The 24364-nt window shown below is 61.4% G+C and carries 19 protein-coding genes; 12 read left to right on the plus strand and 7 right to left on the minus strand.

What is annotated here, in order from left to right; translation table 11 throughout:
• The first annotated feature begins 20 nt into the window (after positions 1-20).
• The 3 genes from HF916_RS14775 (at position 21) to HF916_RS14785 (ending at position 5423) form a co-directional block, all read left to right on the plus strand.
• Positions 21-539, plus strand: a complete 519-nt coding sequence (locus HF916_RS14775; protein WP_168789667.1) for a (2Fe-2S)-binding protein — start codon at positions 21-23, stop codon at positions 537-539.
• Entirely contained in the window at positions 536-4144 is a 3609-nt protein-coding gene (locus tag HF916_RS14780; protein WP_168789668.1) for a molybdopterin cofactor-binding domain-containing protein, read from the plus strand. Before HF916_RS14775 ends, HF916_RS14780 begins: the two co-directional genes overlap by 4 nt.
• Before the next feature lie 70 nt (positions 4145-4214).
• Entirely contained in the window at positions 4215-5423 is a 1209-nt protein-coding gene (locus HF916_RS14785; RefSeq protein ID WP_168789669.1) for an ABC transporter substrate-binding protein, read from the plus strand.
• 101 nt (positions 5424-5524) lie between these two features.
• Here the strand turns inward: HF916_RS14785 and HF916_RS14790 are convergent, their stop codons facing one another.
• On the minus strand, positions 5525-5776 hold the full coding sequence (locus HF916_RS14790; RefSeq protein ID WP_007178046.1) for a hypothetical protein: 252 nt from the start codon (positions 5774-5776) through the stop codon (positions 5525-5527).
• A gap of 287 nt (positions 5777-6063) precedes the next feature.
• Between HF916_RS14790 and HF916_RS14795 the strand changes: the two genes are divergently transcribed.
• Entirely contained in the window at positions 6064-6582 is a 519-nt protein-coding gene (locus HF916_RS14795; protein ID WP_168789670.1) for a DUF6496 domain-containing protein, read from the plus strand.
• A gap of 188 nt (positions 6583-6770) precedes the next feature.
• Here the strand turns inward: HF916_RS14795 and HF916_RS14800 are convergent, their stop codons facing one another.
• Positions 6771-8099: an aspartate aminotransferase family protein gene (locus tag HF916_RS14800; protein ID WP_168789671.1), complete on the minus strand. Its 1329-nt coding sequence runs from the start codon at positions 8097-8099 to the stop codon at positions 6771-6773.
• Positions 8100-8340: 241 nt separating this feature from the next.
• Between HF916_RS14800 and HF916_RS14805 the strand changes: the two genes are divergently transcribed.
• Positions 8341-9750 carry a PLP-dependent aminotransferase family protein gene (locus HF916_RS14805; protein ID WP_168789672.1) on the plus strand — a complete coding sequence of 470 codons (1410 nt, stop codon included), beginning with the start codon at positions 8341-8343 and terminating at the stop codon, positions 9748-9750.
• An 83-nt stretch (positions 9751-9833) separates the two neighbouring features.
• Here the strand turns inward: HF916_RS14805 and HF916_RS14810 are convergent, their stop codons facing one another.
• Complete coding sequence (locus tag HF916_RS14810) at positions 9834-10457, minus strand: LysE family translocator (RefSeq protein WP_168789673.1); 624 nt, start codon at positions 10455-10457, stop codon at positions 9834-9836.
• Between the two features lie 788 nt (positions 10458-11245).
• Between HF916_RS14810 and HF916_RS14815 the strand changes: the two genes are divergently transcribed.
• Together HF916_RS14815 and HF916_RS14820 are read left to right on the plus strand one after the other, a co-directional pair.
• Positions 11246-12652 (plus strand): amino acid permease, encoded by a 1407-nt coding sequence (locus tag HF916_RS14815; RefSeq protein WP_168789674.1) that lies wholly within the window; start codon positions 11246-11248, stop codon positions 12650-12652.
• Positions 12645-12797 carry a hypothetical protein gene (locus tag HF916_RS14820; protein ID WP_206001954.1) on the plus strand — a complete coding sequence of 51 codons (153 nt, stop codon included), beginning with the start codon at positions 12645-12647 and terminating at the stop codon, positions 12795-12797. Before HF916_RS14815 ends, HF916_RS14820 begins: the two co-directional genes overlap by 8 nt.
• A 63-nt stretch (positions 12798-12860) precedes the next feature.
• Here the strand turns inward: HF916_RS14820 and HF916_RS14825 are convergent, their stop codons facing one another.
• From HF916_RS14825 to HF916_RS14835, 3 genes are all read right to left on the minus strand, one after another.
• Positions 12861-13661: a YsnF/AvaK domain-containing protein gene (locus HF916_RS14825; RefSeq protein WP_240975554.1), complete on the minus strand. Its 801-nt coding sequence runs from the start codon at positions 13659-13661 to the stop codon at positions 12861-12863.
• Between the two features lie 113 nt (positions 13662-13774).
• Positions 13775-14251 carry a YsnF/AvaK domain-containing protein gene (locus HF916_RS14830; protein WP_168789676.1) on the minus strand — a complete coding sequence of 159 codons (477 nt, stop codon included), beginning with the start codon at positions 14249-14251 and terminating at the stop codon, positions 13775-13777.
• A gap of 28 nt (positions 14252-14279) precedes the next feature.
• On the minus strand, positions 14280-14996 hold the full coding sequence (locus HF916_RS14835) for a hypothetical protein (RefSeq protein WP_168789677.1): 717 nt from the start codon (positions 14994-14996) through the stop codon (positions 14280-14282).
• A 548-nt stretch (positions 14997-15544) separates the two neighbouring features.
• On the opposite strand from HF916_RS14835, the gene HF916_RS14840 reads away from it, so the two are divergent.
• The 3 genes from HF916_RS14840 to HF916_RS14850 all read left to right on the plus strand — a co-directional run bounded on the left by HF916_RS14840 (position 15545) and on the right by HF916_RS14850 (position 18112).
• Positions 15545-16417, plus strand: coding sequence for a manganese catalase family protein (locus HF916_RS14840; protein ID WP_168789678.1), 873 nt, complete (start codon positions 15545-15547; stop codon positions 16415-16417).
• Between the two features lie 120 nt (positions 16418-16537).
• Positions 16538-17266 carry a glycosyltransferase gene (locus tag HF916_RS14845; protein WP_168789679.1) on the plus strand — a complete coding sequence of 243 codons (729 nt, stop codon included), beginning with the start codon at positions 16538-16540 and terminating at the stop codon, positions 17264-17266.
• Positions 17267-17743: 477 nt separating this feature from the next.
• A complete protein-coding gene (locus HF916_RS14850; protein WP_168789680.1) occupies positions 17744-18112 on the plus strand; it encodes a BON domain-containing protein in 369 nt (122 codons plus the stop codon).
• A 203-nt stretch (positions 18113-18315) separates the two neighbouring features.
• Here the strand turns inward: HF916_RS14850 and HF916_RS14855 are convergent, their stop codons facing one another.
• Complete coding sequence (locus HF916_RS14855; RefSeq protein WP_168792013.1) at positions 18316-19830, minus strand: transglycosylase SLT domain-containing protein; 1515 nt, start codon at positions 19828-19830, stop codon at positions 18316-18318.
• Positions 19831-20332: 502 nt separating this feature from the next.
• Between HF916_RS14855 and HF916_RS14860 the strand changes: the two genes are divergently transcribed.
• On the plus strand, positions 20333-23134 hold the full coding sequence (locus HF916_RS14860) for an MGH1-like glycoside hydrolase domain-containing protein (protein ID WP_206001887.1): 2802 nt from the start codon (positions 20333-20335) through the stop codon (positions 23132-23134).
• A gap of 554 nt (positions 23135-23688) precedes the next feature.
• Complete coding sequence (locus HF916_RS14865; RefSeq protein ID WP_168789681.1) at positions 23689-23889, plus strand: copper chaperone; 201 nt, start codon at positions 23689-23691, stop codon at positions 23887-23889.
• Positions 23890-24364 lie beyond the last annotated feature (475 nt).

The raw sequence follows: 24364 nt of genomic DNA on the forward strand, positions 1-24364 counted from the left end.
ACGGCAGGAACGGCGCGAATATGAACCGCCCGGCGCCTCTTCTGCTGAACGTGAACGGCGCGACGCATCTCGTCAGCGCCGACGCTGACACGCCGTTGCTCTATCTGCTGCGTAACGACCTCGCGCTGAACGGTCCGAAATTCGGCTGCGGACTGGGCGAATGCGGCGCGTGCACGGTCCTGCTCGACGGCATGCCGACGCGCGCGTGCGTCACGACCGCGAAGGTCGCGTTGGGCCGAGAGATCACCACGCTCGAAGGACTGGGCACGCGCGCCGCGCTGCATCCGGTGCAGCAGGCGTTCATCGAAGAACAGGCCGCGCAATGCGGCTATTGCCTGAACGGCATGATCATGACGGCCAAGGCGCTGCTCGATCGCGATCCGCATCCGAGTGTCGAGACGATCCGGCGCGAGCTGTCGCGCAATCTGTGCCGCTGCGGCACGCATGTCGAGATCGTGCGCGCGGTGCAGCGCGCCGCCGAATTGCTTGCCGCGCAACCGGCTGCGCAATCCGCGGTGCACGAAGGAGTGCGCGCATGACCGGGCCGGATTGCAGCGTCGATCGCCGCGCCGCGCCGCCGTCGCGACAGCAGCTCTACGATGCGCAGAGCGTGCTGATCGTCACGCGGCCGCCGCAAGCGCCGGTGAAGCCGGCAATCGGTCAGCCGGGCTCGCGTTCATCGTTCGTGCCGACCGAGGCGGACATGTTCCTCGTGGTGCGCGACGATGGCAGCGTGGTCGCGTTCAACGGTCACGTCGATCTCGGCACGGGCATCGGCACGGCGCTCGCGCAGATCGTCGCGGAAGAACTGGATGTGCCGTTGACGCGCGTGTCGATCGTGCTCGGCCACACGCGCGAAGCGCCGAATCAGGGGCCGACGATTGCGAGCGCGACGATCCAGATTTCAGCCGTGCCCTTGCGGCACGCGGCGGCGCAGGCGCGGCAATTTCTGCTGGCGGAAGCGGCGGCGCGCTTCAATGTGGGCGTCGAGCAACTCGATGTCCGTGATGGCGTTGTTTATCAACGTGACGGCAGCGCGGCTGCGAAAGGCATTGGCTACGGCGAGCTGATTAGCGGAAAACGCGTCGAATTGCAGCTCGCCACCGATGCGCCGCTGAAGTCGCCGGACGCGTACAAGATCGTTGGCAAGAGCACACCGCGCGTTGACATTCCCGCGAAGGCCACCGGTGAGTTGAGTTTCGTCCACGACCTGCGCGTGCCGGGCATGTTGCATGGACGCGTGGTGAGACCGCCGTACGCCGGTGTCGCGCAGGGCGACTTCATGGGCAACAGTCTGCTGCAGGTGGACGAAGATACGATCAGCGATTTGCCCGGTATCGTCAAGGTGGTGGTGATTCGCGATTTCGTCGGCATCGTGGCGGAGCGCGAGGAAGTCGCGCAGCAGGCCGTGAAGCGGCTTCGTGTGCAATGGAAAGCGGTCGACAGTTTGCCGTCGCTCGAAACCAGCGAGGAAGTGGAAGCGGCGTTGCGCGCGAATCCTGCCAGACGACGCGATCTGGTGATCGACGGCGATGTCGATGCGGCGCTGGTGCAAGACTCTGCTCGCACGCTGGAACGCACCTACGTGTGGCCGTTCCAGATGCATGCATCGATCGGACCGTCTTGCGCGGTAGCCGATTATCGCGAGGGCTCGTTGAAGGTCTGGTCGGGCACGCAGAACCCGCATTCGCTGCGCGCCGATCTCGCTTTGCTGATGGGCATGGACGAAGCGCACATCGAGATCGTGCGGATGGAAGCGGCGGGCTGCTACGGCCGCAATTGCGCGGACGATGTCGCCGCCGACGCCGCGCTGCTCTCGCGTGCCACCGGCTGTCCGGTACGCGTGCAACTCTCGCGCGAAGACGAGCATGCGTGGGAACCGAAAGGCGCCGCGCAATTGATGGACGTGCGCGGCGCGCTGAATGCCGAAGGCGAACTGGCCGCGTACGACTTTGCGACGCGCTATCCGTCGAACGACGCACCGACGCTGGCGCTGCTCCTGACCGGCACGATCTCCGCGCAGCCACAAGTGTTCGAAATGGGCGACCGCACGGCGGTGCCGCCGTACGACTATCGCAGCATGCGCATCGTTTGCGACGACACGCCGCCGATCGTGCGGGCGTCGTGGTTGCGCGGCGTGTCCGCGTTGCCGAATACGTTCGCGCACGAGTCGTTTATCGACGAACTCGCGGTGGAAGCGGGCGTCGATCCTGTCGAGTTTCGCCTGAAGCATCTGACCGATCCGCGCGCGATCGAACTGGTGAAAGCGGTGGCGGAAAAGGCCGGCTGGGAACCACGCAACGCCGAGCGCAAGGATGAGGAAGGCGACATCGCACGCGGACGCGGCATCGCTTACGCCCGCTACGTCCACAGCAAATTTCCCGGTTTCGGCGCGGCATGGTCCGCATGGGTGGCCGACGTCGAAGTCAACCGCAAAAGCGGCGAACTCGCGGTGACGCGCGTGGTGGTCGGCCAGGACACCGGCACGATGGTGAACCCCGACGGCGTGCGTCATCAGATCCACGGCAACGTGATCCAGACGACCAGCCGTGCGCTGAAAGAGCGCGTGACGTTCGGCGAGAACGCGGTGACGAGCCAGGAGTGGGGCGCATATCCGATCCTGACCTTCCGTGAAGTACCCGTGATCGACGTGGTGATGATGCCGCGCCACGGCGAGCCGCCGATGGGGGCGGGCGAATCCGCGTCGCTGCCCGGCGCGGCGGCGATTGCCAATGCGCTCTTTGATGCCACGGGCGTGCGTTTTCGCCGGCCGCCGTTCACGCCGGAAACGATCCGCGCCGCGCTCGCCGATGCCCAGGCCGAAGACAAGGCGGCGCGAAAGAAGAAGCGCTGGCGGCTGGGTTTTCTAGGCACTTTCGCGGCAGGCGCAGTGGGCTGGCTCGGCGCGTTGTCGCTCGCGCCGCACGCTATCGCGCCGATCACGCCGCCGCTCGCGAGCGCGTTCGCGCCCGATCTCGTGGCGCGCGGCAAACTGCTGGCGTCGCTCGGCAATTGCGCGGTTTGCCATACCGCGCACAACGGCGTGCCGAAAGCCGGCGGCAAACCGCTCGACACGCCCTTCGGCACCGTTTACAGCACCAACATCACGCCGGACGGCCAGACCGGCATCGGCAACTGGTCGCTCGAAGCCTTCGTGCGGGCGATGCGGCAAGGCATCAGCCGCGATGGCCATCGTCTCTATCCGGCCTTCCCGTACACCTCGTTCCAGAACACTTCCGACGATGATCTGAAGGCGCTCTACGCCTACCTGATGGCGCAAACGCCGGTTCGCTCGCGTCCGCCGGAAACGAAGCTGGCGTATCCGTTCAGCGTGCGTCCGCTGATGTCTGCCTGGAACGCTTTGTTTCTCGGCCGCACAACGTTCACCGCCAGCGCGACGCAAAGCGCGCAATGGAATCGCGGGGCGTATCTGGTGAACGGACTCGGCCATTGCAGCGCGTGCCACACGCCGCGCAACGCATTCGGCGCCGAGAAAACCGGCGCGGCATTCATGGGCGGCGGCATGGCGGACGGCTGGGAAGCGCCCGCGTTGTCGACGCTCTCGAACGCGCCCGTGCCCTGGAGCAAGGACGAACTCTTCAGCTACTTGCGCAACGGTCACGCGCCGCTGCACGGTGTCGCGGCCGGACCGATGGCGCCGGTCGTCGGCGATCTGGCGGCGCTGCCCGACAGCGATATTCGCGCGATGGCTACGTATCTCGCGTCGCTCAATCCGTTGGAACCGAACGCCGATCCGGCTGCGGTGGCGCGTCAGTACGAACAGGCCAGTGCGATCTCGGGCGCGCCTGCGGGCCTCGGCGCGCGGCTCTTCGACGGCGCATGCGCCGCCTGTCACCACACGGGCAGCGGGCCGCAACTGTTCGGCGCGCATCCGTCGCTGGCGCTTAACACGAATCTGCACAGCGCGACGCCCGATAACCTGATTCGCGTGATTCTCGACGGCATCGGCTCGCCTGCGCGGCCCGAACTCGGTACGATGCCGGCTTACCGCGACAGTTTCAACGACGCCCAGGTCGCCCAACTCGCGTCGTACCTGCGTCAGCAATTCGCCGGTGGCAAGCCGGCATGGCAGGACGTCACGGCGAGCGTCGCGAGGGTTCGCGCGACGCCGCGGGCCGACTGAATCGCGAGCCGCTTGAACGCTCGATAACAATGACCGCATTCCCGCAATCCTTTTGATAACGGAGAAACGCATGACCACGCGCGCAGGATGGATCTCTCGCCTTATGGTGCCGACGGTGCTCTCGCTCGCCGCCTTGAGCGCGAGCGCACAGCAGACCATCAAGATCGGCGAGATCAACAGCTACAAGGCGCAGCCCGCCTTTCTCGGGCCTTACAAGAATGGCTGGAATCTCGCGCTCGACCAGGTGAACGCCGCGGGCGGCGTGCTCGGCAAACAGCTCGAAGTGGTGTCGCGCGACGACAACGGCAATCCGGGCGACACGATTCGCGTCGCGCAGGAGTTGATCGCGCGCGAGCAGGTGCAATTGCTGTTCGGTGGCTTTCTGTCGAACACCGGCCTGGCGCTGACCGACTTCGCGAAGCAGAAGAAGATTTTCTTCCTCGCCGCCGAGCCGCTGACCGACAAGATCGTCTGGGCCGACGGCAACAAATACACCTACCGTCTGCGGCCTTCCACGTATATGCAGGTGGCGATGCTGGTGCCGGAAGCGGCCAAGCTGAAGAAGAAGCGCTGGGCGCTGGTCTATCCGAACTACGAGTACGGGCAATCGGCGGTGGCGACCTTCAAGAAGCTGCTGACGGCGGCACAGCCCGACGTGCAGTTCGTCGCCGAACAGGCCACGCCGCTCGGTAACGTCGATGCGGGCGCGGTGACGCAGGCGATCGCCGACGCCAAGCCGGATGCGATCTTCAACGTGCTGTTCGGCGCCGATCTTGGCAAGTTCGTGCGTGAGGGCAATACGCGCGGGCTCTTCAAGGATCGCAGCGTGGTGTCGTTGCTGACGGGCGAGCCGGATTATCTCGACCCGTTGGGCGCTGAAGCGCCGACCGGCTGGATCGTCACCGGCTACCCGTGGTATTCGATCGATACGGCGGCCAACAAGAAGTTTGTCGATGCGTATCAGGCCAAGTATCACGACTATCCGCGGCTCGGCTCGGTGGTGGGTTATTCGGCGTTGATGTCGATTGCCGCCGGGATCAAGAAGGCGGGGTCGGTCGATCCGGACAAACTCGCCGCCGCGTTCAAGGGTCTTGGCGTGGACACGCCGTTCGGGCCGATCACCTATCGGGCTCAGGACAATCAGTCGACCATGGGCGCGTATGTCGGCGTGACGGGTTTGAAGGACGGCAAGGGCGTGATGACGTCGTACCGGTATATCGATGGCGCGAGCGTTCAGCCGTCGGATGCCGAGGTCAAGAAGCTGCGGGCTGCGGAGTAAGGTTTTAATGCCTGCGGCGCGCGGCGTCGCAGGCACGTAGAGAGAAGCACACGCGGTCGCCGCGCTGCAACCTACGGCAACGCGCGGCGGCAAGCGGAGGACTACTCCTCCGCGTCGTGCTCGATCACGAATCGTTTCAGATAAGCCAGCACGGCGGCTTCGACCGCGCGATGATCCGCGGTGCTTTTTGAGCCCGCATTCTCCTCGTCGCCGAACAGGGTGGACGGCGCGTTGTGCACATCCACTTCCTGGCCTTCGCGAAAGACGCGAATCTCATGAACGTCTTCGGCGTACTCGGCGATCCAGTGCACGCCTTCGATATGCGCGCCGGCCCGTACGGTGGGTATCTTCATGGACGTCTCCCGTCGGGCCGGACCACACGCCGACCCTTACCAGCACCATACGCCGTCCAGATGAGCGGCGCGAGTCTTGTTGGTCGTTTCCTGAGGGTCCCACCGGGATTCGCCGGGTTTCTCGCATTTTTGTCGAAACCTGCCGCGCGGAATTGTCATTCCTTACGTGGTGCCGCGAGGGCGGACACTGCCTTTATACGGCATTTTTTAACGCAATTCGCCGGTGCAAAACCGCGAGGCACAACCGTTGCTGCATGACACAGGCCACAGCCAACTAGAGAACCGTCATGCCTGAAAAGAAAACGATCGAGCGTGCTAAGGCCGACAAACGCGCCGGCAAAGCATCGAGCACCCAAGCAGGTGAATTCGTCAAGGAACAGGTCGACAAGGTGCGGGCCGGCAAGCACGGCGTCAGGTCGGCCAAGCAGGCGATTGCGATCGGCCTCTCGGAAGCGCGCCGCGCGGGCGTCGCCGTGAAGTCGCCGAAAAAAGGCACGGCAAGCGAGGCCACCCGCAAGAAAGCCGCGACCGATGACGCCGCGGGCCAGCACAAGGGCACCACGAAAAAGAGCACGGAGTCGACTGCGAAGCGCTCACGCGCCGCTACCAATGCGTTAAAGCGTGAGGGCAGCGCGGGCGCGTCGCGCGAGGCGCTGTCGAAGCAGACCAAGACGGCTGCGGCCAAACGCCCGGCGGCCAGCCGTTCCGCGGCGGCAAAGAAGGCTGCCGCGACGAAGGGTGCTGCAGGCCGCTCTGCTGCAGCGAAGAAGGCCGCTCATACGCGGGCTTCGCGCACGCATCACTAAGCCGCGCTGAGCTAAGCCGACGGCTTGCAGCCCGCCGCCCGCCGCACCCGGCGACGGCCGGGCTGCGTTGCGCGATGCCGCCACCTCGGCGTGCGTTGTTTGAGCGTGTGAGGCACATAGCGCGTTCGAAAAAAAAAGGCGGCGCAAATAAACGCGCCGCCTTCTTCCTGCTGCTTATCGCGAGCTGGTTACTGCACCGTAGCCAGCACGTCGCCGACGGTCTTGAACAGGTGCGCGATCTGCTCTTCGTTGATGATGAGCGGCGGCGAGAACGCGAGGATATCGCCCGTAAAGCGCACCAGCACGCCCGCTTCGAAGCACTTGACGAACGCCTCGTAAGCGCGCGCGCCCGGTGCGCCGTCACGCGATTCGAGTTCCACGCCGGCGATCATGCCGAGGTTGCGCACGTCCTTTACATGTTTCGCGCTGCGCAGCGAATGAGCAGCGGCTTCGAACGTCGGTGCGAGCGTCGCGGCGCGTTCGAACAGACCTTCGCGCTTATACAGGTCGAGTGTGGCGATCGCGGCTGCCGTCGCGGCCGGGTGGGCCGAATACGTGTAGCCGTGGAACAGCTCGATCGCGCCCTGCGCGCCGCTGTTCACGATGCTGTCGTGGACGGTGCGGCTGGCGGCCACCGCGCCCATCGGGATCGCAGCATTGTTGATGGCCTTCGCCATCGTGATCAGGTCCGGCGTCACGCCGAAGTATTCGCTCGCCGTAGCCTTGCCGACGCGGCCGAACGCGGTGATCACTTCGTCGAAAATCAGCAGGATGCCGTGCTTCGTGCAGATCTCGCGCAGTTTCTGCAGATAGCCTTGCGGCGGAATCAGCACGCCCGTCGAGCCGGCCACCGGTTCGACGATCACGGCGGCGATGGTCGACGCGTCGTGCAGCGTGACGATGCGTTCGAGTTCCTCGGCGAGATGCGCGCCCCAGGCCGGCTGGCCTTTCGAGAACGCGTTGTGTTCGAGGTTATGCGTGTGCGGCAGATGATCGACCGCCGGCAGCAGCGCGCCCGAGAAGATCTTGCGGTTCGGTGCGATGCCGCCGACCGAGATGCCGCCAAAGCCCACGCCGTGATAGCCGCGCTCGCGGCCGATCAGACGCGTACGCTGGCCTTCGCCGCGCGAACGGTGGTACGCGAGCGCGATTTTCAGGGCGGTATCGACCGATTCCGAACCCGAGTTCGTAAAGAAGATGCGGTCGAGACCCTCCGGCATCAGTTCCGCGACTTTCGTGGCCGCTTCGAAAGCGAGCGGGTGGCCCATCTGGAAGGTCGGCGCGAAGTCGAGCGTCGAGAGTTGCTGGGTGATCGCCGCGACGATTTCTTCGCGGCCATGGCCGGCGTTGACGCACCATAGACCCGCGCAACCGTCGAGCACTTCACGCCCGTCTGTGCTGCGGTAATACATGCCCTTGGCCGATTCCAGCAGGCGCGGCGCGGCCTTGAACTGGCGATTGGCGGTGAAGGGCATCCAGAACGACGACAGGTCGTCGATGACGGGGCGCGAAGTCATGGTATCTCCTCGAATCGAAGTAGTCCCCCAGAAGGACTTCCTTCGGGGCATGGCGAAACTGTAGCGTTCGCGGTTTAATGGCGGCATAAACAGTTGACGCAGTGTGGCGCTAACTGTGTTGGTGGATCTGCACCAACTGTGTCGATGCGTGCCTTAGCAGGTCGGCAAGCTCGCCGGCGCCACATTTCGCACGTATTCACACGTTCAGCCGCCCTGTGCGGCGTGCTTTTTCGTCCTCACCATGATCGAACTACAACTCGAGCGCGACCGGCGCGCCGCTCCCACGCTCGTCGAGCAGGTGGTGCAAGGCTTCGCGCGCGCCATCGAGGGGCAATCGCTGCGCGCGGGCGCGCTGCTGCCGTCGGTGCGGCAATTGGCGCAAAGCCACGACCTGAGCACCTTCACGGTCACGGAGGCCTACAACCGGCTGGTGTCGATGGGCCTCGTGGTCGCGCGGCGCGGTTCCGGCTATCGCGTGACGGCGCGCTCGCAGTCCGCGCGGGTCGCCGCGACCGACTGGCAGCCGCCGAGTCTCACCGCGACCTGGCTTCTGTCCGACGTGTTCGCCGACCATTCGGTGCCGATCAAGGCGGGCGGCGGCTGGCTGCCGAACGAGTGGATCAACGAGACCGGTTTGCAACATGCGTTGCGGGCCATGAGCCGGGTGCCGGCGGCGCGCCTCGGCGATTACGGGCATCCGTACGGATTCGCGCCGTTGCGCGAGCGGATCGCCGAGCAACTCGACCGGCGCGGGCTGCCGGTGGAGGTGTCCAACGTCCTGCTCACGCAAGGCGCGACGCAAGGGCTGGATCTGATCGTGCGCACGTTGCTGCGCGCGGGCGACGCCGTGATCGTCGAAGATCCCGGTTATTGCAATCTGCTGCAGATTCTCAAGCTGGCCGGCCTCGTGGTGCACGGCGTGCCGCGCACGCCGGCGGGCATCGATACGGACGTGCTCGAAGCGCTGGTCGCCGAGCACAAGCCGAAGGCGATCTTCGTCAACACGACGCTGCAGAATCCGACCGGCGCGACCTTCGGCATGTCGGCGGCGTTTCGTTTGCTGCAGATCGCCGAGCGTCAGCGCATGTGGGTGATCGAGGACGACGTGAGCCGCGAACTCGCACCGTCCGGCGCGCCGTTGTTCGCGGCGATGGAAGGCTTGCAGCGCGTGCTGTACGTCGGCGGTTTTTCGAAGACGGTGACGCCGGGGCTGCGCTGCGGCTATGTGGTCGCCGAGCGCGCAGTGCTGCGCGAACTGGCGCGCACGAAGATGGCGGTAGGTTTGACGTCGTCGGAGGCGATCGAGCGGATCGTCGACAAGGTGTTGCTGGAAGGGCGCTATGCGCGTCATGTGGAAGCCGTCAACGAGCGCCTCAAGCTCGCGCACGCGACCGTCGAAGAGCGGCTCGATTCGCTGGGTCTAGAACTGTTTCACCGGCCGCGCGCCGGGCTGTTCCTGTGGGCGCGCTTGCCGATCGAAGCGGAGCGGGCCGGCGAAGTAGCGACGGCCGCGCTCACCCACGGTATCTGGCTCGCGCCGGGCTCCTACTTCCGTCCCGACGATGCCCCGAGCGCCTGGTTCCGCTTCAACGCACCGTATTCGACGGACGACGCGTTGTGGAGCTTCATCGAGCGAGTGGGGCAGCAATGATCTTGCATGGGACCAGAGTAAGCGCTAAAGCGCCAACTCTGGTCGACAGGGCTCGCTGTAGCCGCGCTCAAGCGCTCAGGCATTCACGCGCCCTGGCCGAGCAGCTTCAGCGCGATCGGATACATCGACAGCACTAGCAGCAGCGCCATGGCCACATTGAAAATGCGCAGCCGCTTCGGGTCCGACAACACCTGCCGCATGGCGGTGCCGAAACCCGCCCACAGGCAGATGCACGGAAAGCCGATCACGTAGAAAATCACCGCCATGGCGATGGCGTTCATGCTGTAGCTCTCGCTAAGGTGGATCGTCGTGGCGGCGGTCAGCACCATCATCCATGCCTTCGGATTGACCCACTGGAAGGCGATCGCTTCGTAGAACTTCATGGGTCGGCGCTCGCCTTTCTTCATCTTCAACTCGCCCGAGGTGCCGATCTTCCACGCGAGGTACAGCAGATAAGCGACGCTCGCGACCTCGAGCACTGTGTACAGCACGGGGAAATGCACGAAGGCTTCGCCCAGACCAATTCCGACCGACAACATCAACAGCACGACACCCGCGCTGATGCCGGACAGATGCGGCAGCGTGCGGCGGAACCCGAAGTTGACCCCTGAGGCCAGCAGCATCGTATTGTTCGGACCGGGCGTGATGGTAGTGACGAGCGCGAACAGGATGCCGGCAGGCAGCGCGCTGAGGCTGAGATAAGACATGGCAAGCTCCGATGTCGGGCGAAAGAACATGGGAGCATTCTAGCGAGCGTTGCCAGTACAGTACCGGTACGGTTTGTGGGATGGTGTCCGGTACGGGCGGCAGAGAGGATTGTGGGAGTGAATAGAGTGAACCGTGAAACGCCATCAAGATCCGCCATTCCAAATATCTCATCAACCTGGTCGAGGTGCGGCACGAGGTCGCTGACAGAAGTTGTCCTCACTTTTCGCCGCATAGAAGGAGAGAACCACCGATGTCACCCGGTGAACCAGGAGCCTGAATCAAGAGCGGCTCTGACAACGTAACGAAGCGCCGAAGGCGTGGGGTGTATCAATCGCAAGAGGCGCACCCTGCTGGCAGCCACACGGAGTACGACTAAGCGAGCTTCGACATTGATAACAGATTCACGGCCGACCAGGTTCGGATTATCAAACACGTTGTCAGGAATGGACGTATGGGTTTGCGGATCAACGAAGCCACCCTGACATAGTGAGAAAATGTTATCGAGTAATGTGAAAATATCGTTTGTGGCTGGTTCTTCGAGCCGACATAGTTCGGTAGCGGAAGTTTTGGATACATTCAAGCGGCAAAGATTTCTTCGGTGCGACGTTCTGACTCATTCCTCGCGACTTCGCGGGAGATGATTCAATAGCATGACAACGTAAATCTTCTTTTATGTGCCGCACAATCGACTTTGAAGCGAGTGTCCGATCAGGAAATGCTTCCGCTAGATCCATGAAGCGCTGTCCTAATGAAACATGACGGAAGCGATCTAAAACGAGGGAGACACATGTCACACATCAATGAGTTACAGCACACCCTAAAAAAACGTCATATAACAATGATTGCGTTGGGTGGCGTCATCGGCGCGGGCCTGTTCGTGGGCTCGGGAGCCATCATTTCCACGGCTGGACCCGCTGCGATCCTGTCGTATCTGATTGCAGGGATCATCGTGACACTGGTGATGTTCATGCTCGGAGAAATGGCCGCCCGGAATCCGGACGCCGGTTCGTTCTCCGTCTATGCCAGCACCTATCTCGGGCAGTGGGCAGGCTATACCGTCGGCTGGCTATACTGGTTCAAGTGGATGATCACAATCGCGATCGAAGCGCTTCTGCTCGGCTCGATCATTCACGACTTTTTGCCCTTTATTCCCATCTGGGTTGGGGCGTTCGCCATGACCGTCATTGTCATCTCGAGCAATGTCTATTCGGTCAGGTCATTTGCCGAGTTCGAATACTGGCTGTCATTCGCGAAAGTAGCCACCATCATCATCTTTCTCGCTCTCGGCATATCCATCCTGCTCGGATTTCAGAACAACGTGCATCCCACCGTTCTGTCAGACCTGACCGCGAGCGGAGGGTTCATGCCCAACGGCATGTCGCCCGTTCTGGCGGGCGTGATCGTCGTAATTTTCTCGCTAGGCGGCAGCGAAATTGCTGCCGTTGCTTCCGGCGAATCGGAAGATCCACGCAAGAATGTGATCAAGGCCATTCGCAGCGTAGTTGTACGGGTACTGGTCTTCTACGTTGGTTCAGTCCTTATCTTGATTCTGTGCGTGCCATGGACGGACAAGGCGGCGTTGAAGTCTCCGTACGTCTCGTTGTTCAGCATGGCAGGTTTTCCGCTCGCAGCCATCGCGATCAAGATCGTGTTGTTCATCTCGTTCATGTCCGTTATGAATTCCGGCATGTATTCAGCCTCCCGTATGCTGTTCTCACTCAGCCGCCGTGGATATGCTCCGGCGCTCTTCAGCAAGACGACGTCGCGCGGTGTTCCGCTGAGTGCACTGGCGCTTAGCCTAATCGTTTGCTCAGCCGTGCTGGTCGTGCATTTTCTGAGCGGTGGGGATCTCTTTCTGACGCTGGCGAAGAGTTCGGGAAGTTTTATCATTGTCGTATGGCTTTTCATCGCCTTTGCCCATCTGAGCATGCGACGCGGTCTCGGCGACGTAAGGCGTGGTGAGCGGCAGTTCCAGGCATGGTTCTATCCGTATTCGAACTGGCTGGCGATCGCCGCGCTGGTCACTGTCTTGTTGTCCCAGGCAACCAATCCAGCCTCGCGGTTTCAATTCGGCTTCACGATCCTAGTCTTCGTTGTCGTGATTGCTTCGTACCTTGTGCTGCGCAACAGACCGCTGTTTGGGATGAGCCGCGTCACTGCCGCTGGCGACCCGCGCCGATTGAATCTTGACTAGGGATGAAGAGCGGATTTCCGGTGGAACGGCGCTGATGGCGAACGAATGGTTCATCGCCCATACGGGCAATGCGCTTATGCCGGCGTATTACATGATGGGCGTATGTGTGATTGGCGCCATCGCGCAGATCTTCCTCACGGCTTGACCAGCATAGCGCCTGCGCTGTGCTGCCGACGCCAAGAAGTACCGACGGGACAGAAGGCTTTCTCTACTGACGCGTCGTCGGCGGTAAGTCTGCCGAATTGGCAGGTGTGCCAGGCGCTTTGCCATCGAGGCGTTCCACCTCCACCTCGGTGCCTCTAAGCGTCTCGTTAATGGTCTCTGTACGTTCCGAAGCCTGCTTGCCAACCGTGACTTCTTCGACCACATGAGCCGTCTTGCCCACGACGGCGTGCTCGGCCGTTTCGAGCACTTCGACCGAGCCGGCCTTGAGGTCGTCCGCCGTCGCGATCCGGTCCACGGGATGCCGCTCAATCGCGGCATGTTCCTCGCGCAAGCTGACTGCTTCGCTCACGGGAGTTTCGGTCGCGCGCGAATAGACACGCACACCACCCGTCTGTACTTCGCGCTTGCCGACATCCAGCGACTCGCGCACCACCGCAAACGACTGCCGCTCAGCCGCGGTCTCGTCAGCGGAGTACTGCGCCGTGCTCGGATCGTAGCCCTGATAGCCCGCGTTTTGCCACTGGGTCACGCGTTCGTCGATATCGACCGCCCCAGCTTCGTACAGGGCCGACCGAACTGCAGAAACGTTCGCTTCATCGACTACGGTCACGGTGAGAACAGCGCCTCCGCGGCGCACCGCTTCCTGGTAGTGGCCGATTTCCGCCGGCGGTTCGTCACCGCCAAACAGGTTGCTGAAAAAGCGGCCGATTTTGCTAGAGGAACCTTCGGTAGTGGCCGCCGGCGGTTGCTCGACATGGGTATCGGCCGCGAGTGCATCATCCGCCTGGCCGTTAGCGTGAATTTCCATGTCGCTTCTCGGGATTCCCGCCTGCGTGACCCGCACGATGCCCTGTTCGGCCTGCGCGAATGAGTCGAATACACCTACAAGAACTTGTGACATTGTCATACTCCAAGATTGTGAGTGGCTAGACTTCAGCCAGAAGGAACTGCTTGCTCTCAAAACGCCGACTGCTCACCATCTTCGGAGGACGGCGCCGCGGGTTGCGCGATCCAGTCTCCTGTTGTTCCGGTTCGCCGTTCCACCACGACTTCCTGCCGCTGCACCTCGGCACGGTGCACGCTCGTTTCTTCTGTTTCTTCAAGAACGATGCGAATCTCTTCTTTCAGCATCAGTTTTAATTCGGTAACCGGAACATATTCGAACACCGGCACGATCAGCGTTTGGCCGTCCTGAAACGGCTCGAACACCGCGTCTACAAACCGGTTGGCCGGAACGCGCTCGACCGAGACGAGTTTGCGTTTGAGTACAACCGGGATCTCTTGCAGGTCCTTATGGACGATCGTGCGAACCCTCACGGTCGCGGTTTCCTGCTCCGAGACGCCGACGTGCAGCCGCTGCTCGATGGCCGTGACGCTTTGAGTCTCAGGGCTTTGGGAGTGACGCGAGTCGGGAATTTCGTTGCTGTCGGTCATGGCGACTCCATCCGGTCAGAACGACCGCTCAGGCAATCGGGCGGCCGGGCATGACGCGAGTCGCGTTGCGGGGCACGAGAGCGTCATCGCCCGATGTACCGCCCGCTTCTTCGAATGGCGGTTGATGGCGAAACCCGGCCTGACCCGAGACGATCGAGATGATCGCGCCGACAACAAGTGCGGCAAACGAAAACCACGAGGCGCGCGCCATGTTCCGCGCGGCGGTGTCAGCTGCCTGACGTGTGTCGGCGTCGGCTTGCGGACTTGACGCCTCGGCGGTGGCGGAGGCAATTGCGCCTTGAACGCGTTGCGTCAACGAGCCCACCATGGTGCCGCTAGCGGCTGAGGGATTGGCCGCTGCGCCGACCATCGCGCCGGTCGATGCAACGCTTCCAGCCGCGCTCACTGCACTTCCGACCAACGACGTCGCTCCGTAGACAACCATCAGAATCATGACCGCCCACGCTAGCAGGCCGTGTAGCCACCCGAGCACAGGCGCACAGCGTCCCGCGAAATAAGAACCGATGAAGACGGCGACGACTGTCATGACGATCAGATAAGCGCCAGAGCCAAATCCGAATCCTTGCAGAGGATTGGGCCGTGAAAGAGGCGCAAGAGCCGACGTACCGATCGCTGCGCCAAGCACGCTGAGAATGAGGTAGGTAATCAACGAGAGGATGACGCCTGCGATCACCGAGCCCCATGAAAGACGGGGTAGTCCGATCTGGGTAGTGAGGAGTTTCATGGTTAGCCTATGGCGTAGAGGATCGAAGGGAATAAACACAGTTCCGCCTGTGCTCATGACTTTTGACTCGCGCAACGGCTGTTCCCGACGCGTCCTCGATAGGGTTAGCTGCGAATTGCGTGGCAACGCTGACGCCGAAGAAGGCCTTGCAGTCGAATCAACTGGGAACCTCGCCCAGCGAAGCGGAATCTACTTTGACCTCCTTCGTTCAAGAGGCATCTCAGTGTCGATAGTTACGACACGCCTGCCGGATTCGACCAGCGAATCAAGGCAAATCACGATCGATCGCCGAACGGGCACAGCGCGTGCTGAACATTTTTCGGCAGCGAATGCCATGTACGGCAATGCCGCCGTCCATTTTCGCCAGAACGATTTTGCTCTGAGAACCGGGCGCCCATCTTCGGGTGTGGTGTGACTCTTCAAGTCGGCGCCGCTGTCCGGTCTAACCTGCGGCTGCGAAGGCCTCTTCAGATGCCGGGCAACGGTTGCGCATGAAGCGCAATTACGGCGACGGAGGATCGAATCGTGCCGGTCACTGGAGAAGTGCCATGTTTATCCATAACAAACGTTTGCAATACACGGTTCGCGTCGCGGCGCCCAATCCGGGCCTTGCCAACCTTCTGCTCGAACAGTTTGGCGGTCCCCAAGGCGAACTCGGTGCGGCTTGTCGCTATTTCACGCAGGCGATCGGCGAAGATGACCCGGGTCGCAAGGATCTGCTTTTCGATATCGCGACGGAAGAAATGAGTCACCTTGAAATTGTCGGGTCGATCGTTGCGATGCTCAACAAGAGCGCGAAGGGTCAACTTGCCGAAGCGGTGGAAGCGGAGGCCGAACTGTACCGCTCGATGACTGGCGGCGGGAACGATTCGCATACAACCGCACTGTTGTACGGCGGCGGACCGGCATTGACGAACTCGGCCGGTGTGCCGTGGTGTGCATCCTACGTGGATACAATTGGCGAGCCCACGGCCGATCTGCGGTCGAACATAGCGGCAGAAGCACGCGCCAAGATCGTGTACGAACGGCTGATCAATATCACTGACGATCCGGGCATCAAGGAAACGCTCGGGTTCCTCATGACGCGGGAGATTGCGCACCAGAAATCGTTCGAGAAAGCGCTGCATTCGATCCAGCCGAACTTCCCGCAGGGCAAACTCCCCGGCGTCCCCGAATTCACGAGCGTGTATTACAACATGTCGCAAGGCGACGACGCACCGCGCGGACCGTGGAACGAAGGGCCGGAGTGGCAGTTCGTCGACTCGCCGGAGCCTGCGGTTGACGGCGGTGACGGTACCGCGACGGTCAACGTGTCCAAGAAGGACGTGAAGGTGCTTCAGGCAATGGCGTCGCGCACTGCCTCCGACGCAGCTTCCGATCCGACCACGGGTGCCGATCTCGGTGCGGGGCAGGCGAATTAGAGGTCTCCATTGTGGGGCGACGACGTTACCGCAGCCGCCTCTGTCGGTTGCGGCCGTCGCGAGTCTGCACGCGTGGCGGCCGGCTCCGAATCGAGGTTCCGAAAAAGAAAGGGAGGGCACATGCTTGCCGTCGTCATTCCAGCTCACAATGAAGCTGAACTCATCGGTCCGTGCGTCCGTTCAATAATCCATGCGTCCCGCCATTCTGATCTCGACGATGAAGAAGTCCGGATCTTTGTCGTGATGGACAGTTGCACTGACGCGACGGGGTTAATTGCAGCGTCGCTTGGCGCCCAGCTTTTATCGGTCGAGATGCGCAACGTCGGCGTGGCACGCGCGACGGGTGCACAGACGGCACTGGCGCAAGGCGCGAGGTGGCTTGCGTTCAGTGACGCTGATACAACTGTCGCGGAAGACTGGCTCGCACAGCAGATCAAATGTCGCACCGATGCCGTGTGTGGGGTCATTAGCATTGAGAACTGGGCGGGGCACAACGCTGCAGTCCGGCAGGATTTCACCACGACTTATGTGGACCGGGACGGACACCGTCATATTCATGGCGCAAATCTGGGCGTGTCTGCCGCAGCGTACGTCGCTGTCGGTGGGTTCAGGCCATTTGCGTCAAATGAGGATGTAGCCCTTGTGGAAGCGCTGATTGCTGCAAACGCATCTGTGGCGTGGAGCGCCGCGACGCGGGTTGTTACCAGCGCCCGTCTCGACTCCCGCGCGCCTCAGGGCTTCGGCGCGACGCTGCGGGCCGTCAGTCTGCGACTTGGCAGGCCGGATGAACCCGCGAATGACGCGCTATCGCAGTCATGCGAAAGGGATCCGGAAGTGCAGGGTAGATGAGTTTGGCGAAATACTTCAGAAGAGCGGCAGGACGTCAGCAGGACCATGTGCGGTGTAAGACCGGGCATCGAGCGCCGAGCTCGCGACTGGGTGTATCCGGCCAATATCCACAAGATTCTCCTGGGCGACAGGAAACATACATAGTCGACGAGCATTTGTGATTGTCCGCTTCTCAATGAACTTGAGCCGATATCGTCCGGCGCTCCGGAAACCTCGCGAAGCGCCACCTCCGAAGGTTGATACCTCCTATCTATTAGACAAAGTTCCTATTGTCTTGCGAGAAAAACGGGAGCAGATTGCCCGTGACCGACTGCACATCTTTGCGCGCTGCGAAAAACTCCGGCAATGCCCGGCGGATTCGATTGGTGGTGGGCTAAAGAGGGAGCAACCTACCGTGAACCAGCGCGATCGGGCTGCACGGTAGTGGCGGACCCGCGATTTCCGTGGGGATTTATCGTGGCTCAACCGGAGCGAGCAATGAAAGCAATCAGGACATTCAAACTGATGGGTGGCGCATTGATTGTCATGGTATCCATCAATACGTGGTCGCAGACCAGCGAATCCGCTGCAACGTCGACTCAATCTGGCATGGCGGCGGCAGGCGAGGGAAGTGCGAAAGCCACCAGACAGGCGAATCGCGCGCTCAGCAAGAAAGTGCTTCACGCGCTCTCGAAGGGCGGTGTCAGCACGTCCAGAATGAACGTCGTTGCGAAAGGCGGTGCAGTGTCGCTTGCTGGATCCGTCACTGATGCGACCCAGATCGACAAAGCGGGAGAACTGGCGAAGGGTGTACCCGGCGTTACGTCGGTGAAGAATTCTCTGACACTGAAAGAAGTGGGTCAGTGATCGTTCCTGATCAGGTCGGCCGGCGGGGTCAATTTCGCCATAGCAAAGGCGGGGACCGCCGTGCCCACCCATGCCGGGTCGATGGCTAAGCTCACACTGGACGGCACGAAGGTTGGCAAGCTCGATATCCGACGTCTTGTCGGACACGCGCCTGGGGCCGGCCGGATCAGAGGATGCCGGTCTCCGGGCCGCGAAGCTGCCAGTCAACCCGGCTTCTGCATCTTTTCGATAGCTCTGTTCTTCGCTGCCCGTGCTTCGATGATCAATCGGTACGCGGCATAGTACTTGTAGATGTTGCGCACATAGGTCGTGGTTTCGATGCCGATCTTTTCTGCCACCACGATTTCTACATTGTTGAACCACTTGTCTGGATCCAGACCGCGTGCCGCTGCCTCCTTGCGCATCTTCGAGATATTGCCCGGTCCGGCGTTGTAACTCGCAAACGCAAAGAGCGCCCTGTCGCTGTCGCTGAAGTGTGCGTCTGGGAAATAGCGGGTCATCAGATGGTCCATATATTTTGCTCCCGCGTGAATATTGGCCTCGCTGACTGAAATGCTGCCGACGTTCATCTGCTTGCCTGTGGCAGGCATGATCTGCATGATGCCGATCGCACCGACATGGCTGCGAGCGCCCTGGTTGAGCTGCGATTCCTGGTAGCCCTGTGCGGCCAGCATCAGCGGATCGAAGCTGTATTGTTTGCCGTACTTTTCGAATAAGGCCAGAGTCTGCTCGAAGCGCTTGCGTTCCGCGGAGTCGGTGTTGTTCGAGATCTGCCTGATCTGCTTCATGTACTGGGATAGCCGATACGCCGCCACGCCCTGCTTCTTCACGTAGTTCACGTAGAAGTCCGTGATTGCAGCCTGCAGCTGCGGGCTTCCTTTGCGAATCGCCCAACCGACATAACTCTCGCCGCGAACGACAAGATCCTCACGTACCTTGATGTGCGGCAGTACCTGAGCCCACATTTTCGCCTTCCAGTCGTCGACTACGACGATACCGAGCAGGCCCGCGTTGAGCATCTCCAGTTTGTCTTCGTCTTCAAGGGCGTCCGGCAGTAGCGTGATCTGCATGAGCGGCTTGCCGGCCGCCTTGAAGCGGTTGTTCAGCGTCGTCAGGCTCTCGTAGTAGCTTGTCGACTTGCGCACATAGACCTGCTTGCCGGCGAGGTCGTCGAGCGTGTTGATCGGCGGCGCCTTCGGGCCCGTCACAATCAGCTCGCGCACCGGCTTCATATCGCGCGGCGCAACGAAATCGACGAGCTTCTTGCGTTCGTCGGTCGCCGTCAGGTTGCCGGCGGATATGTCACCCAGTCCGGCGGAAAGGTTGACGAGAAGCTTGTCGCGCGTCGTCGGAATCAGATAGATCGTGACGGGTCTGTTGCCGAGTTGATTGGCGTAGCGTTTGTTGATGTAGCGCTCAAAGTCGCGCGCCAGCTCCGCCGATAACCCGCGTTCGCGGCCCTTATCGACGAAATAGAGCGTCCGGCTATAGGGAACCAGAAAGCGGATCATGCGCCGCTCGAGCATCGCGTCAAAATCGCCGGTCCAAGGCTTGATCGCGATGTCCAGGTTGCGCACCCCGGCGGCCGTCGTCGACGATGGTGACGCTGGAACGGTCGAAGAGGCGGCCTGAGAAGGGGGTTGAAGCGCGGCCGCCTGCGTGGTGGTGGCCACCAGTATCGAGATGATTGCTGCAATAGTCTGACGGTTGGCATTCATGGCGACATGGCTCCCCGCAAGTGCCGCATGACTGTTGACCGCCACGGTCGGCGCGGTTTCTTTTTCAGGCTCGCGCCCAGGTAGTTGATCTAGCTTTTTGTCTGTTGCCGGGTCCGCGTCAGGAAGAGTCATACCGGTAGTTCGCGGATTACTCAAAACACGTGAACGGCTATCGACGTCAGCATCGACATGCATCTGCAGCGCGACATGGTGAACCGGCGCGCGTTATGCCCGTTACTACAGAACGGCTCCGCCGAAATTAATGCTAGTAGGTGTCCGGATGAAAGGCTATAGGACTTTAGTACCATGCCGCGCCAGCAACTCTTCAGGGCCGGAGGGTTGCGAGAAACCCGCTTGTATGTTGAACAAAAAGAGCGAACTATTGGCAGGGTACGGGCAGAAATCCCGAAGATTGCGCCCGGCACATTAGAGATATAACGTTCACGGCCGTTACAAATCTGATCCAGATGTCTGGCTTTGCCAGCCCGCAGGAGAGCGCCTCATGAGCAAGGATGCAGAGCAGAACCGGCTCCACGAAGCGCAAGCGAATCTCGCGGCCTGGAAAAAGTGGGGGCCATACCTCAGTGAGCGGCAATGGGGGACGGTGCGCGAGGACTACAGCGACAACGGCGACGCCTGGAACTACTTCACCCATGACCAGGCCCGCTCACGCGCCTACCGATGGGGCGAGGACGGCTTGGGCGGTATCAGCGACGACCACCAGGTGTTGTGCTTCGCGCTGGCTCTGTGGAACGAGCGCGATCCGATCCTGAAGGAGCGCGCCTTCGGCCTGGCCAACGGCGAGGGCAACCATGGCGAGGACGTGAAGGAGTACTACTTCTATCTCGATTCCACCCCGACGCACTCGTACATGAAATATCTGTACAAGTATCCACAGGCTGCCTATCCGTACAACGACCTCGTCGAAACCAATCGCAGCCGCGGCAAGCATGAGGCCGAGTACGAGTTGCTCGACACCGGCGTATTCGACGACAACCGGTATTTCGACGTCTTTGTCGAGTACGCAAAGGCGGCGCCCGATGACGTGCTGGTGCGAATCAGCGTCTTCAACCGCGGGCCGGACGCCGCGCCGCTGCACCTGTTGCCGACCCTGTGGTTCCGAAACACGTGGTCGCAGCCGCAGGGTGGTTCGAAGCCGATCCTCGAACCCGTCACATCTCCATGGCAAGCGACGGTCCGTGCCCGTCACAGCGACCCCTTGTTTCAGGAATCTTTGGGCGAGTATTACCTCTACGCCGAAGCCGACGTGCCGCTGCTCTTAACCGAGAATGAGACCAACAACGGCCGCCTGTTCGGCACGGACAACGCGTCGCCCTACGCGAAGGACGGCATCCACGACTTCATCGTGCATGGCGATGTTGCAGCGGTGAATCCCGCGCAGCAGGGAACCAAGGCGGCGTTCCATTATCAGCTCGGTGTCGGCGGTGGTGCGTCGCAGGTCGTCCGGTTGCGTCTCACGACCCAGGCGCCTGGTGGGTCATCCGCGCTCTTCGATGATTTCGACGCGGTATTCGCGGCCCGGCTGGATGAGGCCGATGTCTTCTACGCGTCGATGACACCGCTCGCGGTTCGCAATGACCCCGACCGTGCGAACGTCATGCGGCAGGCGCTGGCCGGCATGCTGTGGACCAAGCAGTACTTCTACTACGACCTCGGTCTCTGGCTCGACGAGCACGGCGCGGGTACCCGGCTGCCGCAACTGGAACGTCGGCCGGTGCGCAACAGCGACTGGGCGCACATGTTCAACGACGACATCATCTCGATGCCGGACAAATGGGAGTATCCCTGGTACGCAGCGTGGGACCTGGCGTTTCACATGATTCCGCTGGGCATGGTGGACCCCGACTTCGCCAAGCAGCAGCTCGACCTGATGCTGCGCAATGACTACCTGCATCCGAACGGGCAACTCCCCGCCTATGAGTGGAATTTCAGCGATGTCAATCCGCCCGTGCATGCGTGGGCGACCATGCAGCTTTACGTGCTCGACAAGGAGCGCCGGGGTGGCAGCGGTGATGTCGAGTTCCTCAAATACGCCTTCTCCAAACTGCTGGTCAACTTTACTTGGTGGGTTAACCGCAAGGACCGCACTGGTGCCAACGTTTTCGAGGGCGGCTTCCTCGGACTCGACAATATCGGCGTGTTCGACCGCTCTTCGCCATTGCCCACAGGCGGCTACCTGGATCAGGCCGATGGGACGGCATGGATGGTATTTTTCAGCCAGCAGATGCTGCGCATCGCCGTTGAACTTGCGCTACACGAGCCGCTTTACGAGGAGTTCGTCGAGAAATTCTTTCAGCACACGCTATTCATCGCCGGCGCGCTGGATCGCGTCGGCGAGCGTAACGACGAAATGTGGGACGAGGAGGATGGGTTTTTCTATGATGTGCTGCGTCTCCCGGACGGCAGCGCCACGCGCCTCAAAGTGCGCTCGATCGTAGGGCTGCTGCCGCTGGCGGCGGTGGCAGTGTTTGAAGAAGACATCCTCGAGAAATTGCCAAAATTCCGCGAGCGTGCAGCGCTGTTCCTGGAGCGCTACCCGGAGCTAGCCGCTAACGTGCATCTGCCCCAACTGCCCGGCGTAGCCAATCGCCGCATGCTGGCAATAGTGGGCGAGCAGAAGCTGCGCCGCATTCTGGCTCGCATGCTGGACGAAGACGAATTCTTCAGCCCCTTTGGCATTCGCGCGCTGTCGCGCTTTCACCTCGAGCACCCTTACGTCTTTCACCACGCAGGGCAGGAGCATCGCGTGGCCTACGTGCCGGGCGATTCCGATACTGGCATGTTCGGCGGCAATTCCAACTGGCGCGGACCGGTGTGGATGCCGATCAACTTCCTGCTCTACACGTCGCTGATACGTCTTTACGCCTACTTCGGCGAGGACTTCAGAGTCGAGTGCCCGACCGGGTCGGGGCAGATGATGACCCTGCTCGAAGTGGCGAAGGAATTAGGCGAACGCTTGTGCCGGATCTTCCTGCGCGACGGCGACGGCCGCCGGCCCGCGTACGGCGCGGCGCACAAGTTCCACGACGATCCGCATTGGCGCGACCTGGTGTTGTTCTACGAGTACTTTCACGGCGACACAGGCGCCGGGATCGGCGCCAGTCACCAGACCGGCTGGACCGGCTGCGTCGCGCGCATCGTTCAGGGGAATGCCCTGCTGTCGAAGGACTTGCTGCTGGCGCGGGGGGCAGAGGTCGTGATCCTGCGCGCGCTGAGAGCCGCGCACACGGCCACGGAGTCTGGAGAACCGCAGAATCCTCCCAATCCCGAAGCGGCCACTTAGCTCGGTCAGCGGACTTCGGACTTATATGAAGACTCCGCGCCCGGCTGAGCTTCGGCCATTGCCAACACTCAGACAGTCGCGTCCCGAAGCCGATACAGATTGCTTTCCCGACATTCGATGGGAGGCGCTAGCGTCTGCCGAAACTTGAAGGAGTCGGCAGATCTAGTGTCGCTGGTGTCCAGACATTCGAAATGTCTCCGCGAGTCTGCGCTTACCTGCGCCACGCAAAGCAAAGCCGCGGATGCCGGCAATCTCCGTATCGAGCCTTCGCAGCGTAGCCTCCGCCAGTGGTACTGCGTGTGCGTCGGGCCAACACGCTCAGCAGCCTGATTTTCGATTTGTTCTCGCTGCGCAAGACTGTTTGTACGGTGCGGGTATTCGAAACTTGAGTCAATGCGCCTACATTCGGCTCTATCGGACCGTGGAGCATATGAAGATGAATGGTGCGGATACCAGTGATGTAGCAAGGCGCCCACGAGCCGCGGAGTTTCGCCGAACGCGAAACAGATAGTGGGTGCAGTCTATATAAACGTTATCTACTGGAGAAATAAAAAGTGAAATTCTCGGTTAAAGATGAAATTCGCTCGGACGATATTTTGGCTATTGAACATGCGATGAGGAGCGTCGACGCCGACGCGAAGGTCAACGTTGACATTGACACGAAGACGGTCAGCGTTGATTCGTGGCTGATGCCTGAAGAGTTTCTTGTCGCTTTCGTCGATGAAGACTATGACGCGACCATTGTTGAAGCGTAGACAGACCTTTGCCTGGATCGGCCGGGGAGGCGTGCGAACCACCTCGGCCATCAATCCTCGTCAACGTGAGAAGCATCGGATCAACGTGATCTGCTGCTCGTGTGGCGAGCGCAGCGAGGCGCACCGTTCGTATGCGATACGTTGAGTCCAACGCGTCCTCATCCGTCGGCGGCCTTTGCGGCGAAAACTGTTTGACCTTCTGAATACACGAGATTCTGGAAATTTTGACGTGATGGCCAGAAGAAACTCTCTCCCATCGATCCACGCAAAAAAGCATCTCGTGACTCGCGGCAGGTAGGGCATCGTCGCAACGATGCATGCGCAATGCAGTTAAGGTTGCGCCGTACTGCGCCGTCGCGATGATTTGCCGGATGTCTTCTCGCCGGTACCGGCCGCTTCGACCACTGGCAGATCACGTGCCGTTTCCCTCAGCAGCGTGCGCAACCATGAGATCGCCGTATCGCGTTCCTGATAT

Source organism: Paraburkholderia aromaticivorans, from assembly GCF_012689525.1.
Classification (GTDB): Bacteria; Pseudomonadota; Gammaproteobacteria; order Burkholderiales; family Burkholderiaceae; genus Paraburkholderia; species Paraburkholderia aromaticivorans_A.